This is a genomic window from Pseudescherichia sp., from assembly GCF_032052675.1.
In the GTDB taxonomy this organism is placed as follows: domain Bacteria; phylum Pseudomonadota; class Gammaproteobacteria; order Enterobacterales; family Enterobacteriaceae; genus Pseudescherichia.
The window spans coordinates 126,951-143,263 of record NZ_DAMBWA010000003.1 but is presented as its reverse complement, the minus strand read 5'-3'; the positions used below and the strand labels follow the sequence as shown (position 1 = coordinate 143,263).

15 protein-coding genes are annotated in these 16,313 nt (G+C 58.5%); 11 read left to right on the top strand and 4 right to left on the bottom strand.

Annotation, left to right across the window (positions count from 1 at the left end):
• Positions 1–12 precede the first annotated feature (12 nt).
• Positions 13–1,224: a bifunctional phosphopantothenoylcysteine decarboxylase/phosphopantothenate--cysteine ligase CoaBC gene (gene coaBC / locus RTX96_RS05525; RefSeq protein WP_312670615.1), complete on the top strand. Its 1,212-nt coding sequence runs from the start codon at positions 13–15 to the stop codon at positions 1,222–1,224.
• Here coaBC and RTX96_RS05520 read toward each other — a convergent pair.
• Positions 1,221–2,387: an RNA-guided endonuclease TnpB family protein gene (locus RTX96_RS05520; protein WP_312670442.1), complete on the bottom strand. Its 1,167-nt coding sequence runs from the start codon at positions 2,385–2,387 to the stop codon at positions 1,221–1,223. The two genes, coaBC and RTX96_RS05520, sit on opposite strands and share 4 nt — an antisense overlap.
• A 121-nt stretch (positions 2,388–2,508) precedes the next feature.
• On the opposite strand from RTX96_RS05520, the gene dut reads away from it, so the two are divergent.
• Complete coding sequence (dut, locus tag RTX96_RS05515) at positions 2,509–2,967, top strand: dUTP diphosphatase (RefSeq protein WP_181016632.1); 459 nt, start codon at positions 2,509–2,511, stop codon at positions 2,965–2,967.
• A 39-nt stretch (positions 2,968–3,006) separates the two neighbouring features.
• Positions 3,007–3,603 carry a nucleoid occlusion factor SlmA gene (slmA, locus tag RTX96_RS05510; protein WP_312670441.1) on the top strand — a complete coding sequence of 199 codons (597 nt, stop codon included), beginning with the start codon at positions 3,007–3,009 and terminating at the stop codon, positions 3,601–3,603.
• Between the two features lie 44 nt (positions 3,604–3,647).
• Here the strand turns inward: slmA and pyrE are convergent, their stop codons facing one another.
• Entirely contained in the window at positions 3,648–4,289 is a 642-nt protein-coding gene (gene pyrE, locus RTX96_RS05505; protein WP_103820510.1) for an orotate phosphoribosyltransferase, read from the bottom strand.
• Between the two features lie 200 nt (positions 4,290–4,489).
• Complete coding sequence (gene rph, locus RTX96_RS05500; RefSeq protein ID WP_103820511.1) at positions 4,490–5,206, bottom strand: ribonuclease PH; 717 nt, start codon at positions 5,204–5,206, stop codon at positions 4,490–4,492.
• A gap of 124 nt (positions 5,207–5,330) precedes the next feature.
• Here rph and RTX96_RS05495 point away from each other — a divergent pair, with 124 nt between their 5' ends.
• Together RTX96_RS05495 and RTX96_RS05490 are read left to right on the top strand one after the other, a co-directional pair.
• Positions 5,331–6,194, top strand: coding sequence for a YicC/YloC family endoribonuclease (locus RTX96_RS05495; RefSeq protein WP_103820512.1), 864 nt, complete (start codon positions 5,331–5,333; stop codon positions 6,192–6,194).
• Between the two features lie 69 nt (positions 6,195–6,263).
• The gene (locus tag RTX96_RS05490) at positions 6,264–6,977 is read left to right on the top strand and encodes a 4'-phosphopantetheinyl transferase superfamily protein (RefSeq protein ID WP_312670440.1); all 714 of its coding nucleotides are present in this window, start codon (positions 6,264–6,266) and stop codon (positions 6,975–6,977) included.
• A gap of 9 nt (positions 6,978–6,986) precedes the next feature.
• Here the strand turns inward: RTX96_RS05490 and ligB are convergent, their stop codons facing one another.
• Positions 6,987–8,666, bottom strand: a complete 1,680-nt coding sequence (gene ligB / locus RTX96_RS05485; RefSeq protein WP_312670439.1) for an NAD-dependent DNA ligase LigB — start codon at positions 8,664–8,666, stop codon at positions 6,987–6,989.
• 257 nt (positions 8,667–8,923) lie between these two features.
• On the opposite strand from ligB, the gene gmk reads away from it, so the two are divergent.
• The 6 genes from gmk (at position 8,924) to RTX96_RS05455 (ending at position 16,279) form a co-directional block, all read left to right on the top strand.
• Positions 8,924–9,547: a guanylate kinase gene (gene gmk / locus RTX96_RS05480; RefSeq protein ID WP_103820515.1), complete on the top strand. Its 624-nt coding sequence runs from the start codon at positions 8,924–8,926 to the stop codon at positions 9,545–9,547.
• Positions 9,548–9,601: 54 nt separating this feature from the next.
• Entirely contained in the window at positions 9,602–9,877 is a 276-nt protein-coding gene (gene rpoZ, locus RTX96_RS05475; RefSeq protein WP_031523238.1) for a DNA-directed RNA polymerase subunit omega, read from the top strand.
• Between the two features lie 18 nt (positions 9,878–9,895).
• The gene (gene spoT, locus RTX96_RS05470) at positions 9,896–12,004 is read left to right on the top strand and encodes a bifunctional GTP diphosphokinase/guanosine-3',5'-bis pyrophosphate 3'-pyrophosphohydrolase (protein WP_103820516.1); all 2,109 of its coding nucleotides are present in this window, start codon (positions 9,896–9,898) and stop codon (positions 12,002–12,004) included.
• A gap of 4 nt (positions 12,005–12,008) precedes the next feature.
• Positions 12,009–12,698, top strand: a complete 690-nt coding sequence (gene trmH / locus RTX96_RS05465; protein ID WP_103820517.1) for a tRNA (guanosine(18)-2'-O)-methyltransferase TrmH — start codon at positions 12,009–12,011, stop codon at positions 12,696–12,698.
• Between the two features lie 4 nt (positions 12,699–12,702).
• The gene (recG, locus tag RTX96_RS05460; protein ID WP_312670438.1) at positions 12,703–14,784 is read left to right on the top strand and encodes an ATP-dependent DNA helicase RecG; all 2,082 of its coding nucleotides are present in this window, start codon (positions 12,703–12,705) and stop codon (positions 14,782–14,784) included.
• A 103-nt stretch (positions 14,785–14,887) separates the two neighbouring features.
• Positions 14,888–16,279, top strand: coding sequence for an NCS2 family protein (locus tag RTX96_RS05455; protein ID WP_312670437.1), 1,392 nt, complete (start codon positions 14,888–14,890; stop codon positions 16,277–16,279).
• Positions 16,280–16,313: the final 34 nt, after the last annotated feature.

The following is a 16,313-nucleotide window of genomic DNA, read 5'->3' as shown; positions in this document are numbered from 1 at the left end:
GAATGAATCATGATGAGCCTGGCCGGTAAAAAAATCGTTCTTGGCGTGAGCGGCGGCATCGCTGCCTATAAAACGCCAGAGCTGGTGCGTCGCCTGCGCGATCGCGGCGCAGAGGTACGCGTGGCAATGACAGAGGGTGCCAAAGCCTTTATTACTCCCCTGAGCCTGCAGGCGGTGTCGGGCTACCCGGTTTCCGATAGCCTGCTGGATCCGGCTGCCGAAGCGGCAATGGGTCATATTGAGCTGGGCAAGTGGGCCGACCTGGTGATCCTTGCCCCGGCGACTGCCGACCTGATTGCCCGCGTGGCCGCCGGTATGGCTAACGATCTGGTGACAACGATCTGCCTGGCCACGCCGTCGCCCGTCGCGGTGGTTCCCGCGATGAACCAGCAGATGTACCGCAACGCCGCCACCCAGCATAACCTTAGCGTGCTAGCCGCCCGTGGCCTGCTGCAGTGGGGGCCGGACAGCGGCAGCCAGGCCTGTGGTGACGTGGGCCCAGGCCGGATGCTCGACCCGCTGGCTATTGTCGATCTGGCCGCAGCGCATTTTTCGCCTGTCAAAACACTGCAACATCTTAATATCATGATTACCGCGGGTCCGACGCAGGAGCCGCTGGATCCGGTGCGCTACATCACTAACAAAAGCTCCGGCAAGATGGGCTTCGCCATTGCCGCCGCCGCTGCCCGCCTTGGCGCGAACGTGACGCTGGTGAGCGGCCCGGTTTCGCTGCCGACACCGGCAGGGGTGACGCGTGTCGATGTCATGACCGCGCTGGAGATGGAAGCTGCCGTACAGGCTCGGGTTCAGTCGCAGCAGATTTTTATCGGCTGTGCTGCCGTCGCTGACTACCGCGCCGCCGCCGTTGCCGATGAGAAGATCAAAAAGCAAGGCGATGAAATAACAATAAAAATGGTTAAAAACCCGGATATTGTTGCCGGCGTTGCGGCGCTAGGTACCCACCGCCCCTACGTGGTAGGGTTTGCCGCCGAAACAAATAATGTGGAAGAATACGCCCGGCAAAAACGTATCCGCAAAAACCTTGATCTGATCTGCGCTAACGACGTATCTGACGCAAATCAAGGGTTTAATAGCGACAGCAACGCATTACACCTTTTCTGGCAGGACGGCGATAAAGTCTTGCCGCTTGAGCGCAAAGCACTTCTGGGACAACTACTACTGGACGAGATCGTTACCCGTTATGTTGACTGTTCCCTACCCTAAAGGGCGGGGATTCCCACTTCACGGAATCGGACCTGAGCCGCTTTATGCGGTTCAGGATTTACAGGCTCTCCGTGGGCTAACACTGCCAGCCCGGCAGCTTTGATATTACGGGCCGCGTTGACGTCGCGATCGTGGTCTGCACCGCATTCCGGGCAGGACCATTTACGAACATAAAGAGGCATTTTTTGCAGGGTGAAACCGCAACAGCTACAGCGTTTTGAGGACGGGAAAAACGGGTCAATGGCGACCACGCTGCGCCCTGCCCATTCACCTTTGTACTCTAGCTGGCGCACAAATTCGCCCCAACTCGCGTCTGCTATCGCGCCGGACAGCGACGGATGGCGGATCATGTTCTTCACCTTAAGGGATTCGACGCAAACAACCTGGTTCTCGTTAATCAGTTTGCGGGTGGCCTTGTGCAGGGCATCCAGACGGCAATCGGCAATTTTCGCATGGAGCCGGGCCACCTTTAAGCGGGCTTTGGCGCGGTTTTTTGAGCCTCTGGCCTTTTTGCTTAACCGGCGCTGGAGCAGCGCCAGACGTGCCGCGTATTTAGCGGTATGGCGGGGATTGCCGGATTTGAATCCGGTATCGGTGACGAACAAGTCTTTTAAACCAACATCAATGCCGGTCGTTGCTGCGGTGACCGGCAGTGATACAGGTTCAAACTCGCAGAGGCAGGAGACGAAATATCGTCCGGCAGTGTCTCTGGTGAGGGTGACAGTAGACGGAACGGACGGCAAGGGGCGACTCCAGCGCACGTCAAGGGGCGCTTTGCTCTTTGCCATGTACAGCCTGCCGTCTCGGTATTTAAAGGCGCTGGTAGTCAGTTCTGCGGCCTGTTTATGGCGCTTGCTTTTGAATGTCGGGTATCTGGCGCGTCCGGCAAAGAAGTTTGAAAAGGCGGTTTGCTGGTGGCGCAGCGACTGCTGGAGCGGTACGCAGGAAACATCATTCAGCCAGGAAAATTCCGGCTCTTTTTTCAGGGCCGTCAGTCTTGCGCTGGCCTGAGCATACCCCGTTTTCTCCTGACGCTCATCCCAGGCATCGGTGCGCCAGCGGAGGATTGAGTTGTAAACGAAACGCACACACCCGAACGTCTGAGCCAGTAGCTCAGCCTGCTCGGGTGTTGGATAGAACCGGTATTTGTATGCGCGTTTCATGGCTTGACAACATACGCGCAGAAATATGAGAGGTATTGACAGTGGTCAAACAAAAAGAAGTCAGGTTGTTTAGCACCCCCTTTTCTTCCTGCCTGACCGGGCAGGTTCTCCAGAGGGCAATATGATGAAAAAAATCGACGTTAAAATTATGGACCCGCGGGTTGGCAAAGTATTCCCGCTGCCAACCTACGCCACCTCCGGCTCTGCCGGTCTTGACCTGCGAGCCTGTCTTGATGACGCCGTAGAGCTGGCACCGGGCGCAACGACGCTGCTGCCGACGGGCCTGGCTATTCACATCGCCGATCCGTCGCTGGCCGCCGTGATTTTACCGCGCTCGGGCCTTGGCCATAAGCATGGCGTGGTGCTGGGCAACCTGGTTGGCCTGATTGATTCAGATTACCAGGGACAGCTGATGGTTTCCGTCTGGAACCGCGGCAAGGAGAGCTTCACGATTGAGCCGGGCGAACGTATTGCACAGATGGTATTTGTGCCGGTGGTGCAGGCAGAGTTCAACCTGGTAGAGGAGTTTGACAGCTCTGAACGTGGTGAAGGCGGCTTCGGCCATTCCGGGCGTCAGTAATTCGCCTCGTCCTTATATCATCCAGGATGCGTCTAAAACATGGCAGAAAAACAAACCGCGAAAAGGAATCGTCGCGAAGAAATACTCCAGTCTCTGGCGCTAATGCTTGAATCCAGCGATGGCAGCCAACGCATTACCACGGCAAAGCTGGCTGCATCGGTTGGTGTCTCCGAAGCGGCCCTTTATCGGCATTTTCCAAGCAAAACGCGCATGTTTGACAGCCTGATCGAGTTTATCGAAGATAGCTTGACGACGCGTATCAACTTAATCCTAAAAGACGAGAAAGATACGGTGGCACGCCTGCGTCTTATCGTTCAGCTGATTTTAGGCTTTGGTGAACGCAATCCGGGGCTAACGCGTATCCTCACCGGTCATGCGCTGATGTTTGAACAGGATCGCCTCCAGGGCCGTATTAACCAGCTGTTTGAGCGGATTGAGTCGCAGCTGCGCCAGGTTCTGCGCGAGCGGAGGATGCGCGAGGGCGAGGGCTTCAGCGTGGATGAAACGCTGCTGGCGAGCCAGCTGCTGGCCCAGTGTGAGGGTTTGCTGTCGCGCTTTGTACGCAGCGAGTTCAAATGCCGGCCTACGGACGACTTTGACGTCCGCTGGCCGCTGATGGTGGCCCAGCTACATTAATCTGTAAGCCCGGTTAGCGTACGCGCCACCGGGCGGTTTAACGCTTAAACCCCAAACTCTTCCCGATACGCCTGCACCGACGCCAGATGGTTTGCCATCTCCGGGCGCTCTTCCAGATAGGCAATCAGATCCTTCAGGGTGATGATAGAAATGACCTGGCAACCGTAGTCGCGCTCGACCTCCTGAATCGCCGAGATATCACCGCGCCCGCGCTCCTGACGGTCAAGAGAGATCAGCACGCCAGCCAGCGTCGCGCCATTGGCCTGGATAATCTCCATTGACTCACGGATAGCGGTTCCGGCAGTGATCACGTCATCTACCAGCATCACGCGGCCCTGCAGCGTGCTGCCTACCAGATTGCCGCCCTCACCGTGGTCTTTGGCCTCTTTGCGGTTAAAGCAGTAGGGCACATCGCGCTCGTGGTGCTCCGCCAGCGCGACCGCCGTGGTGGTAGCGATGGGAATGCCCTTGTAGGCAGGACCAAACAGCAGATCAAAATCGATACCGGAATCCACCAGCGCTTCGGCATAGAAACGGCCTAACAGTGCCAGATCGCGCCCGGTATTAAACAGTCCGGCGTTGAAGAAATAGGGACTTTTACGCCCGGATTTCAGCGTAAATTCGCCGAACTTAAGTACCTGCTTGTTAAGCGCAAACTCAATAAACTGGCGCTGATACGGTTTCATGGATTCGCTCCTCATCTCACTTTCATTATTACGCTATATAAGGTTACGCTAAATAATTCGCGCAGCATCGCGAAGGCAACGTAAGTTATCCCCAGGAGCATAGATAACTATGTGACTGGGGTGACTTACGGCAGCCGACAAAGAGGCTGCGTGAAGTATGACGCGTAAAAAAAGGGCGACTCAATGGTCGCCCTTAAAAACTAATTCTCTAACGCCGCTTTTTGCGTCGCTACGATAGATTCAATGCCCCCTCTGGCCAACGCCAGCAGCGAGAGCAGCTCCTCATGGGTGAACGGCTCGCCCTCGGCGGTGCCCTGCACCTCGATCATCCGGCCATCTTCGGTCATCACTACGTTCATATCGGTTTCGGCGGCAGAGTCTTCAACATACTCCAGATCGCATACCGCTTCGCCGTTGACAATGCCCACGGAGACCGCTGCCACCATCCCTTTCATCGGGTTGGTCTTCAGCTTGCCTGCGGCAACCAGCTTGTTCAGCGCATCTGCCAGCGCCACGCACGCCCCGGTAATGGAGGCGGTACGCGTACCGCCGTCGGCCTGGATCACGTCGCAGTCGAGGGTAATGGTAAACTCACCCAGTGCTTTTAAGTCTACGGCAGCGCGCAGAGAGCGGGCAATCAGGCGCTGGATCTCCAGCGTGCGGCCACCCTGCTTGCCTTTCGCGGCTTCACGTGCGTTGCGGGTATGGGTAGCGCGCGGCAGCATGCCATACTCAGCGGTGATCCACCCCTGGCCCTGGCCTTTCAGAAAACGCGGCACGCCTTCATCAATAGAGGCGGTACACAGAACTTTAGTGTCACCGAATTCAACCAGCACGGCACCTTCAGCGTGTTTTGTATAGTTTCGGGTCAGGGTGACGGGACGCACCTGATTAGCGCTACGGCCTGCTGGACGCATGATGATTTCTCCGGCTTCTACGAATGTGGCTGCGCATTATACGGACTAAATACGCTTATTCCTATCTTGAGAAGGCCCCGAAAGCTATAATCCCCCCATCTCCTCTTTAAAAACAGGAACGTCTATGATCCGCAGTATGACAGCCTACGCCCGGCGTGAAATCAAGGGTGAATGGGGCAGCGCAGTCTGGGAACTGCGCTCGGTTAACCAGCGCTATCTGGAGACCTGGTTCCGCCTGCCGGAGCAGTTCCGCAGCCTTGAGCCAGTGGTACGCGAGCGTATCCGCACCCGACTGACCCGCGGCAAAATCGAATGTAACCTGCGCTTCGAGCCTGACGTCAGCGCGCAAAGCGAGCTGATTCTGAATGAAAAACTGGCTAAACAGCTAGTAACAGCCGCGAACTGGGTCAAAATGCAGAGCGACGAGGGTGAAATTAACCCGGTTGATATTCTGCGCTGGCCGGGCGTGATGGCCGCTCAGGAGCAGGATCTGGACGCAATTGCCGCTGAGATCCTCGCCGCGCTGGACGGCGCGCTGGATGACTTTATTGTTGCCCGTGAAACCGAAGGCCAGGCGCTGAAGAGCCTGATCGAGCAGCGTCTGGAGGGCGTTAGCGCGGAAGTCACTAAAGTACGCGCCCAGATGCCGGAAGTGCTGAAGTGGCAGCGTGAGCGCCTGGTTGCCAAGCTGGAAGATGCTCAGGTGCAGCTGGAGAACAACCGCCTTGAGCAGGAGCTGGTGTTAATGGCCCAGCGCATCGACGTGGCCGAAGAGCTGGACCGTCTCGACGCGCACGTTAAAGAGACCTACAACATTCTGAAAAAGAAAGAGGCCGTAGGCCGCCGACTGGACTTTATGATGCAGGAGTTCAACCGCGAGTCGAACACTCTGGCGTCGAAGTCTATTAATGCTGATATCACCACTTCTGCTATTGAGCTGAAGGTGCTGATTGAGCAGATGCGCGAGCAGATCCAGAATATTGAGTAATCTGGCATTCAGCCTGCAACAGTTTAAGCGCCCCATACCGGGGCGTTTTACTCTCCCATGACAAACACCATGTTCTCACCCACTCGCACCTTCGACGCCCCGCCCTTTATCCGGCGTGCGGAGTCCGGCTACATGAGACACCAGCCTGCGCTGGCCTACTGCCTCGTTGAGTATGACCGGGCGCACTACAGCGACGACCTGTTCCAGCTTTTCTCGCAGCCGCTCCCGGCGGTGCTGGCTAATGCGGTGGCGAAGCGCAGGGCCGAGTATCTGGCGAGCCGCTACTGCGGGCAGGTGCTCCTTGAGCAGGCGCAGGCAGCCTCAACGGTGATCGGCACTGATGACCGCGTTCCTCAATGGCCAGCTGGCTGGCGGGGTAGTATCTCCCACAGCGATAAATATGCACTGGTCGTTGTTGCGCCTGAGCCTACGGGGTTAATGCCCGGCATTGATATAGAGCAGTGGCAGTCCGAGATCATGCTGGAGACGGCGGATATGTTCGCCTCGCCAGACGAGCAGAAACTGCTATCCGCTTTAACGCTGCCCTATCCGCAGGCGCTGCTAACGCTCTTTTCAGCTAAAGAGAGCCTGTATAAATCGCAGTGGCCTGAAGTGAGGCGCTACTTTGATTTCCAGGCTGCAAAGGTCACCCACGTCGATGAAGCAGAGCAGCGCTTTACCCTGACGCTCACCGAGACCTTAACCCCAGAGCTAAAATGTGGCACCGTCTTTAGCGGCAGGTATACGTTTCTTAGCGACGCGGTCATCACCTGCATCGGCTAGCCCCCTTTCTCAAAATCCCCTTATTCCCTGCGCAGCCAGCCATGCGGTGAGGCTCTGCACCAGCGGATGGTGTACAAAGGTAACCACCTGCCGCGCCTTCTCAGCACCAATGCCCGGCAGCTGCTGCCAGCTAAGCTCATTACGGCTGGTAAACTGCGGCCAATTGCTGTCGCCGGTGAGCCTGAGCGCGGCCTGGTTGAGCGGCAGGCCCAGCGCCATTACCCAGCGGATAAACGGCCGCTCACGGGCCAGATTAAACTGGTGCCAGATCTGTTCTCCTCTGGCTGCGCTCATCCCCGGCGTGTTCTCCAGCTGCTGCCGGGTCAGGGCCAGCCAGGAAAAGATGTGCTCAAAGCGGTGCGCCTGATGCAGAAGCCGCCAGCCCGCATCGCCCAGCCCTGCAATATCCAGCACCGGCTTCGAGCTAAGCCATACCAGCCGGGCAAAAAACTGTGGCAGGCATTCAGGTGAGGCATAAAAGCAGGTTAGCCCATTGAAATGCGCAGGTGGCGGCTCGGGCTTATCACGCGCCAGACTGCGCCATATCACCTGGTCGATACGCGGGATGCCCTGGCCTGCCAGACTCACCTGCACCTGGTCACCCGGGGCGATATCCAGCTCTTGCCAGCGGCGGACAGAGCCAAGATTCACCCGACGCACCATTTTGTCATCCAGCTGTACCGGTTCAAGCTCCGCCACCACGGCGATCTTACCGCTGCGACCGGTGGCAAAACGGATGTTCGTTACCTCGGCAACCTGCTCAACGGGCGGATATTTCCAGGCCACGACCCAGTCGCCCTCGCCGGGCCGCCAGCGCTGGCCCTCCGGCTCTTTTGCCGCACGGATCACTACCCCGTCGGTGACAAAGGGCAACGGAGAGGCGAACCAGCGGGTGCGGATCGTCTCAACCTCATCCGCATTTTTTACCGGCAGGCTGAAACGCTCGCTGCGACTAAACCCGGCCTCGCTTAGCAGCTTCAGACGCTGCTCTATCGCGGCAGGCCCGTCCGGCCACGCCCAGACAAAGAGCGCCAGCTCATTTAGTAGAGGAGAGTTCCCCCGCTGCATCAGCGCGCCCGCTACTTTTGCTCGGGCATTGACGCCACCCATCCGCTGCTGGATATGCCCATCACGCGCCAGATAGATCTCGCCCTGCAGCACGCTATTTGCCAGCGGCCCGGCAAGTCGTTTAGGCAGAGACGGAATAAGGCGCACCTTCTCAGTCCACGACTCCCCCTTGCGGCCATCGCCACGGCTGATGGCCTGCACCAGCTGCCCGTTGCGGTAGACCAGCGTCACCGCCACGCCATCAACCTTAGGCTGTACCCACAGGTCACGGCGGTCGCGCATCCAGCGTTTGAGCGCATACTTGTCCGTCAGCTTGCGCACCCCGGTATGCATCACCGGGTGCGGCACCGAACCACTCACGGGCGGCGCTGAGACGTCGGGCTGCGGCTGGGATAGAAAGCAGCGCTGCCACTGCGCCAGCCGATCGCTAAGGCGATCGAACACCGCATCGCTCACTCCGCTACTCCCCTCTCGCCAGTACGCCGTGTTCCACTGGGTAACCTGCCGCTGGAGCCGGGCGATCTCCAGCTGGGCCCGAAAGGGCGACCAGGACGGACAGGCCGCCGTGCTGTAACAGCTCCAGATGGTTAAGCCGAGCGCTAATCCTCTACGCTTCCACATTTTCTGTCTCCCTTGCCTCGACCAGCACGGTATAGCGCGTGGCGAACCGGCAGGCGACGGGCAAAACGTCAGGCTGCGAGGCGGCTTCAGCGCTTTTTAAAACGTTGCTGCAAACGAGAGTTGGATCGGCAAGAGAGTACGCAAAATGCAATAATCTCGTGCGAAAATGTGACAAAAACTACGTTAAAGGGTGTCGACGTGTATAATAGGCACGTATGTAGACATTTCCGTTCGTTCATTACATATAAAAGATACTCATGGCTCAAGGCACGCTCTATATCGTTTCCGCCCCCAGTGGCGCGGGTAAATCAAGCCTCATTCAGGCTTTGTTAAAGACCCAACCGTTGTACGACACCCAGGTTTCTGTTTCACATACCACGCGCGCGCCGCGTCCCGGTGAAGTGCACGGTGAACACTACTTCTTTGTGAATCATGACGAGTTTAAAACCATGATTAGCAACGATGCCTTCCTTGAGCATGCGGAAGTGTTTGGTAACTACTACGGTACGTCCCGGGCAGCCATCGAGCAGGTGCTGTCCACGGGCGTAGACGTCTTCCTCGATATCGACTGGCAGGGCGCGCAGCAGATCCGCGCAAAAATGCCCCAGGCGCGCAGCATCTTTGTATTGCCGCCGTCGAAGCTGGAGCTGGATCGCCGCCTGCGTGGCCGCGGTCAGGATAGCGAAGAGGTTATCGCCAGGCGTATGGCACAGGCAGTTGCAGAAATGAGCCATTACGCCGAATATGATTATCTGGTTGTGAACGATGATTTTGATACCGCTATCAGCGATATGAAGACCATCATCCGTGCTGAACGTCTGCGCATGGGCCGCCAAATGCAGCGACATGACGCTTTAATCAGCAAACTATTGGCAGATTGAACCGGGTTTCAGTATCATGCCCAGTCATTTCTTCATCTGTGGAGCACTTTAAGTATGGCACGCGTAACTGTTCAGGACGCTGTAGAGAAAATTGGTAACCGTTTTGACCTGGTACTGGTGGCCGCGCGTCGCGCTCGTCAGATGCAGGTTGGCGGTAAAGATCCGCTGGTAGCGGAAGAGAACGATAAAACTACCGTTATCGCGCTGCGCGAAATCGAAGAAGGTCTGATCAACAACCAGATCCTCGACGTACGTGAGCGCCAGGAGCAGCAAGAGCAGGAAGCCGCTGAGTTACAGGCCGTCACCGCTATTGCTGAAGGTCGTCGTTAATAACGCTGCAGGTCACCCTTGTATCTGTTTGAAAGCCTGAATCAACTGATTCGCACCTACCTGCCGGAAGACCAGATCAAACGTCTCCAGCAGGCGTATCTCGTTGCACGTGACGCTCACGAGGGCCAGACACGTTCAAGCGGTGAACCCTACATTACGCACCCGGTAGCGGTGGCCTGTATTCTGGCCGAGATGAAACTCGACCATGAAACGCTGATGGCCGCCCTGCTGCATGACGTAATTGAAGATACCCCCGCCACCTACCAGGACATGGAGCAGCTGTTTGGCAAAACCGTGGCCGAGCTGGTGGAAGGGGTTTCAAAGCTTGATAAGCTGAATTTCCGCGATAAGAAAGAGGCGCAGGCCGAAAACTTTCGCAAGATGATCATGGCGATGGTGCAGGATATCCGCGTCATTCTCATCAAGCTTGCTGACCGCACCCATAACATGCGCACGCTGGGCTCACTGCGCCCGGATAAACGTCGCCGCATCGCCCGTGAAACCCTCGAAATCTACAGTCCGCTGGCGCACCGCTTAGGTATCCATCACATCAAAACCGAGCTGGAAGAGCTGGGCTTTGAAGCGCTGCACCCGAACCGCTACCGCGTGATTAAAGAGGTCGTGAAGGCCGCGCGCGGCAACCGTAAAGAGATGATCCAAAAAATCCTCTCGGAGATCGAAGGGCGCTTGCAGGAGGCGGGAATTCCCTGCCGCGTAAGCGGTCGCGAGAAGCATCTCTACTCCATCTACTGCAAGATGGTGCTGAAAGAGCAACGTTTTCACTCGATCATGGATATCTATGCTTTCCGGGTGATTGTCCACGATCTCGATACCTGCTATCGCGTGCTGGGTCAGATGCATAGCCTTTACAAGCCGCGTCCAGGGCGCATGAAGGACTATATCGCCATTCCAAAAGCGAACGGCTATCAGTCTCTGCACACCTCCATGATTGGCCCGCACGGCGTGCCGGTTGAGGTGCAGATCCGTACTGAGGATATGGACCAGATGGCAGAGATGGGGGTTGCGGCACACTGGGCGTATAAAGAGCATGGTGAGAGCAGCACCACCGCGCAGATCCGCGCCCAGCGCTGGATGCAGAGCCTGCTAGAACTTCAGCAGAGCGCGGGCAGCTCCTTTGAATTTATCGAGAGCGTTAAATCCGATCTCTTCCCGGATGAGATTTACGTTTTCACACCGGAAGGGCGCATCGTTGAGCTGCCTGCCGGTGCGACACCGGTCGACTTCGCCTATGCGGTGCACACCGATATCGGCCACGCCTGCGTTGGCGCGCGCGTCGATCGACAGCCCTACCCGCTGTCGCAGCCGCTAACCAGCGGGCAAACGGTAGAGATTATTACCGCGCCGGGCGCACGCCCGAACGCCGCCTGGCTTAACTTTGTCGTGAGTTCGAAAGCGCGCGCCAAAATCCGCCAGATGCTGAAAAATCTCAAGCGCGACGACTCGGTAAGCCTGGGCCGTCGTCTGCTGAATCACGCCCTCGGCGGCAGCCGCAAGCTGGCGGAGATCCCATCAGAGAATATCCAGCGCGAGCTGGTGCGCATGAAGCTGGTCTCTCTCGACGATCTGCTGGCGGAGATCGGTCTCGGCAACGCCATGAGCGTGGTGGTAGCGAAAAACCTGCAGCAGGGCGAAGCCTCCGCTGTCTCTACCGCACCGAGCCACGGCCACCTGCCGATTAAGGGCGCGGACGGGGTGCTGATCACCTTTGCAAAATGCTGCCGTCCGATCCCCGGCGACCCGATTATCGCGCACGTCAGTCCCGGCAAAGGGCTGGTTATTCACCATGAGTCCTGCCGTAACATCCGTGGCTATCAGAAAGAGCCTGAGAAGTTTATGGCGGTCGAGTGGGATAAAGAGACGGCGCAGGAGTTTATCACCGAGATCAAGGTTGATATGTTCAACCATCAGGGCGCGCTGGCCAACCTGACGGCGGCAATCAACACGGCCTCTTCCAATATTCAAAGTCTGAATACCGAAGAGAAGGACGGTCGCGTCTATAGCGCCTTTATCCGCCTGACCTGCCGCGACCGCGTGCATCTGGCGAATATCATGCGCAAAATCCGCGTGCTGCCGGACGTGATCAAGGTCACCCGTAACCGAAACTAGCCCTATGACTCTGAAACGTTATGCGCGTATACGTGAGATGCTCGCCAGGCGCCAGCCTGATCTGACCGTCTGCATGGAACAGGTTCATAAGCCGCACAACGTTTCGGCAATCATTCGCACCGCCGATGCCGTCGGCGTGCATGAAGTACACGCCGTCTGGCCAGAAAACCGGATGCGCATCATGGCCTCCTCCGCTGCGGGGAGTAACAGCTGGGTGCAGGTCAAAACGCACCGCACCATTGCCGATGCCGTCGGGCATCTGAAAGGCCAGGGAATGCAGGTGCTGGCTACCCATCTCTCTGAAAAAGCCGTAGATTTCCGTGATATCGACTATACCCGCCCCACCTGTATCCTGATGGGCCAGGAGAAGACCGGTATCACCCAAGAGGCGCTGGACCTCGCGGACCAGGATATTATCATCCCGATGATTGGCATGGTGCAGTCCCTCAACGTTTCAGTCGCCTCTGCGCTGATCCTCTATGAAGCGCAGCGCCAGCGGCAGAACGCCGGGATGTACGCTCGCGACTCTAGCACCATAGATGATGATGACCAGCATCGACTGCTGTTTGAAGGCAGCTACCCGGTGCTTGCCCGCGTGGCGAAGCAGAAGGGACTGCCCTATCCCGACCTTAACGCGCACGGTGAAATAGAAGCCGACGCCGCGTGGTGGGCCACCATGCAGGCAGCCAGGTAAGATTATGCAAGGCAAACTGCTCGATGCTGTCCCGCTCAGTTCTTTAACCGGCGTTGGCGCGGCGCAAAGCAGCAAGCTGGCTAAAATCGGCCTGGTGAACGTCCAGGATCTGCTCCTGCACCTGCCCCTGCGCTACGAAGACCGCACCCATCTCTACCCTATTGCCGATCTGCTGCCGGGCGTCTACGCCACGGTCGAGGGCGAAGTGCTCAACAGCAACGTTACCTTCGGCGGTCGCAGGATGATGACCTGCCAGATCAGCGACGGCAGCGGCATTCTGACGATGCGCTTTTTCAACTTCAACGCGGCGATGAAAAATAGCCTCTCGCCAGGCCGCCGCGTGCTGGCCTACGGCGAGGCGAAGCGCGGCAAGTACGGCGCGGAGATGATCCACCCCGAGTACCGCATTCAGGGCGATCTCAGCACCCCGGAGATGCAGGAGACCCTGACGCCGGTCTACCCCACTACCGAAGGCATCAAGCAGGGAACGCTGCGTAAGCTGACCGATCAGGCGCTGGATCTGCTCGACACCTGCGCCATTGCCGAGCTGCTGCCGCCTGAGCTGGCGCAGGGGATGATGAGCCTGCCGGAGGCGCTGCGCACGCTGCATCGTCCGCCGCCGACCTTACAGCTGGCCGACTTAGAGCTTGGCCAGCATCCCGCCCAGCGCCGCCTGATCCTGGAAGAGCTGCTGGCGCATAACCTCAGTATGCTGGCTTTGCGCGCCGGGGCGCAGCGGTTCCACGCTCTGTCTCTGAAGGCCAACGATACGTTAAAAAACCAGCTGCTGGCGGCCCTGCCGTTTAAGCCTACCGCCGCCCAGGCGCGGGTTACGGCAGAGATCGAACACGATATGGCGCTGGATATCCCCATGATGCGCCTGGTGCAGGGCGACGTTGGCTCGGGTAAAACGCTGGTGGCCGCTCTCGCCGCGCTGCGCGCTATCGCCAACGGCAAGCAGGTGGGGCTGATGGCGCCCACCGAGCTGCTGGCCGAGCAGCACGCCAACAACTTCCGTAGCTGGTTTGAGCCGCTGGGCATTCAGGTAGGCTGGCTGGCGGGCAAGCAGAAGGGCAAGGCCCGCCTTGCACAACAGGAAGCAATTGCCAGTGGACAGGTGCAGATGGTGGTCGGCACGCACGCCATTTTTCAGGAGCAGGTGCAGTTTAACGGTCTGGCGCTGGTGATCATCGACGAGCAGCACCGCTTTGGCGTCCATCAGCGGCTGGCGCTGCGGGAGAAGGGCCAGCAGCAGGGCTTCCATCCGCATCAGCTGATCATGACCGCCACCCCTATCCCCCGCACCCTGGCGATGACCGCCTACGCCGATCTCGACACCTCGGTGATCGACGAGCTGCCGCCAGGACGTACCCCGGTTACCACCGTGGCAATTGCCGATACGCGGCGCGGCGAGATTATCGAGCGCGTGCGCCATGCCTGCACCAACGAAGGCCGCCAGGCCTACTGGGTCTGCACGCTGATTGAAGAGTCTGACCTGCTCGAGGCCCAGGCCGCCGAAGCGACGTGGGAGGAGCTGAAGCTGGCCCTGCCGGAGCTGAACGTTGGGCTGGTCCACGGCCGCATGAAGCCCGCCGAGAAGCAGGCGGTGATGCAGGCGTTCAAGCAGGGCGAGCTGCATCTGCTGGTGGCAACAACCGTAATTGAAGTAGGCGTGGACGTACCCAACGCCAGCCTGATGATTATCGAGAATCCCGAGCGCCTTGGTCTTGCGCAACTCCACCAGCTGCGAGGCCGCGTCGGTCGCGGTGCGGTTGCCTCCCACTGCGTACTGCTTTACAAATCTCCGCTCTCCAAAACGGCGCAAATGCGTTTGCAGGTGCTGCGTGACAGTAACGACGGCTTTGTGATTGCGCAAAAAGATCTGGAGATCCGCGGCCCCGGCGAGCTGCTGGGTACCCGTCAGACCGGCAACGCCGAGTTTAAGGTCGCCGACCTGCTACGCGACCGGGCGATGATCCCGGAAGTTCAGCGCCTCGCCCGCCATATTCATGAACGCTACCCGGAGCAGGCCGCGGCGTTAATTGAGCGCTGGATGCCGGAAACCGAACGTTATTCCAACGCCTGATAACGCCGCTTAGAAACACCTTGTAAAATTTATAAATGCAATCGTTTGCTTTTATGAGTTGCTCAGCTAAAATGCCCGCTTTTCCACCGTGGAATTGCCTGAGATGTCCGTTAACACCCTCGAGTCTAAAGATGCGCAACCGGTTGCGCAGCCACACAACAGCGAACTGATCTATCGTCTGGAAGATCGCCCGCCGCTGGCGCACACCCTTTTCGCCGCCTGCCAGCACCTGCTGGCGATGTTTGTTGCGGTCATCACTCCGGCACTGCTGATCTGCCAGGCGCTGGGCCTGCCCGCGCAGGATACGCAGCACATCATCAGCATGTCGCTGTTCGCCTCGGGCGTGGCCTCGATTATCCAGATTAAAGCCTGGGGTCCGGTGGGTTCAGGTCTGCTCTCCATTCAGGGCACCAGCTTTAACTTCGTTGCCCCGCTGATTATGGGCGGCACGGCGCTGAAAACCGGCGGCGCGGACGTGCCAACGATGATGGCGGCGCTGTTCGGCACCCTGATGCTGGCAAGCTGCACCGAGATGGTCATCTCCCGCGTGCTGCACCTTGCTCGCCGGGTGATCACTCCGCTGGTCTCCGGCGTGGTGGTAATGATTATCGGCCTGTCGCTGATTCAGGTTGGCCTGACTTCTATCGGCGGCGGCTACGGCGCGATGGCGGATCACACCTTCGGCGCACCGAAAAACCTGCTGCTGGCAGGCGTGGTGCTGGCCGTGATCATCCTGCTGAACCGCCAGCGTAACCCCTACCTGCGCGTAGCCTCACTGGTGATCGCGATGGCGGTAGGCTACCTGCTGGCGTGGTGGATGGGCATGCTGCCGCAGAATAGCGCCCCAACCAGCAGCGACCTGATCATGATCCCGACTCCGCTCTACTACGGCCTGGGCATTGACTGGAGCCTGCTCCTGCCGCTGATGCTGGTGTTTATGATCACCTCCCTTGAGACCATCGGCGACATCACCGCGACATCCGACGTCTCGGAGCAGCCGGTCTCCGGTCCGCTCTATATGAAGCGTCTGAAGGGCGGCGTGCTGGCAAACGGCCTGAACTCCTTTGTCTCAGCGGTGTTCAACACCTTCCCGAACTCCTGCTTCGGTCAGAACAACGGCGTGATCCAGTTGACCGGCGTTGCAAGCCGCTACGTAGGCTTTATCGTGGCGCTGATGCTGATCGTGCTCGGCCTCTTCCCGGCAGTGAGTGGCTTCGTACAGCATATTCCTGAGCCGGTGCTCGGCGGTGCAACGCTGGTGATGTTCGGTACCATCGCCGCCTCCGGGGTGCGTATCGTCTCCCGAGAGCCGCTGAACCGCCGCGCGATTATGATTATCGCCCTCTCGCTGGCGGTGGGCCTCGGCGTCTCCCAGCAGCCGCTGATCCTGCAGTTTGCGCCGGACTGGCTGAAAAACCTGCTCTCCTCCGGCATCGCTGCGGGCGGTATCACCGCTATCGTGCTGAACCTCGTCTTCCCGCCAGAGAAGAACTAGTCCCTATCGCGGCAGCGGTATTCACCCGCTGCCG

Coding starts and splice junctions, on each gene's coding strand:
- coaBC (WP_312670615.1), top strand. CDS start 13: ATGAGCCTGGCCGGTAAAAAAATCGTTCTTGGCGTGAGCGGCGGCATC.
- RTX96_RS05520 (WP_312670442.1), bottom strand. CDS start 2,387: ATGAAACGCGCATACAAATACCGGTTCTATCCAACACCCGAGCAGGCT.
- dut (WP_181016632.1), top strand. CDS start 2,509: ATGATGAAAAAAATCGACGTTAAAATTATGGACCCGCGGGTTGGCAAA.
- slmA (WP_312670441.1), top strand. CDS start 3,007: ATGGCAGAAAAACAAACCGCGAAAAGGAATCGTCGCGAAGAAATACTC.
- pyrE (WP_103820510.1), bottom strand. CDS start 4,289: ATGAAACCGTATCAGCGCCAGTTTATTGAGTTTGCGCTTAACAAGCAG.
- rph (WP_103820511.1), bottom strand. CDS start 5,206: ATGCGTCCAGCAGGCCGTAGCGCTAATCAGGTGCGTCCCGTCACCCTG.
- RTX96_RS05495 (WP_103820512.1), top strand. CDS start 5,331: ATGATCCGCAGTATGACAGCCTACGCCCGGCGTGAAATCAAGGGTGAA.
- RTX96_RS05490 (WP_312670440.1), top strand. CDS start 6,264: ATGTTCTCACCCACTCGCACCTTCGACGCCCCGCCCTTTATCCGGCGT.
- ligB (WP_312670439.1), bottom strand. CDS start 8,666: ATGTGGAAGCGTAGAGGATTAGCGCTCGGCTTAACCATCTGGAGCTGT.
- gmk (WP_103820515.1), top strand. CDS start 8,924: ATGGCTCAAGGCACGCTCTATATCGTTTCCGCCCCCAGTGGCGCGGGT.
- rpoZ (WP_031523238.1), top strand. CDS start 9,602: ATGGCACGCGTAACTGTTCAGGACGCTGTAGAGAAAATTGGTAACCGT.
- trmH (WP_103820517.1), top strand. CDS start 12,009: ATGACTCTGAAACGTTATGCGCGTATACGTGAGATGCTCGCCAGGCGC.
- recG (WP_312670438.1), top strand. CDS start 12,703: ATGCAAGGCAAACTGCTCGATGCTGTCCCGCTCAGTTCTTTAACCGGC.
- RTX96_RS05455 (WP_312670437.1), top strand. CDS start 14,888: ATGTCCGTTAACACCCTCGAGTCTAAAGATGCGCAACCGGTTGCGCAG.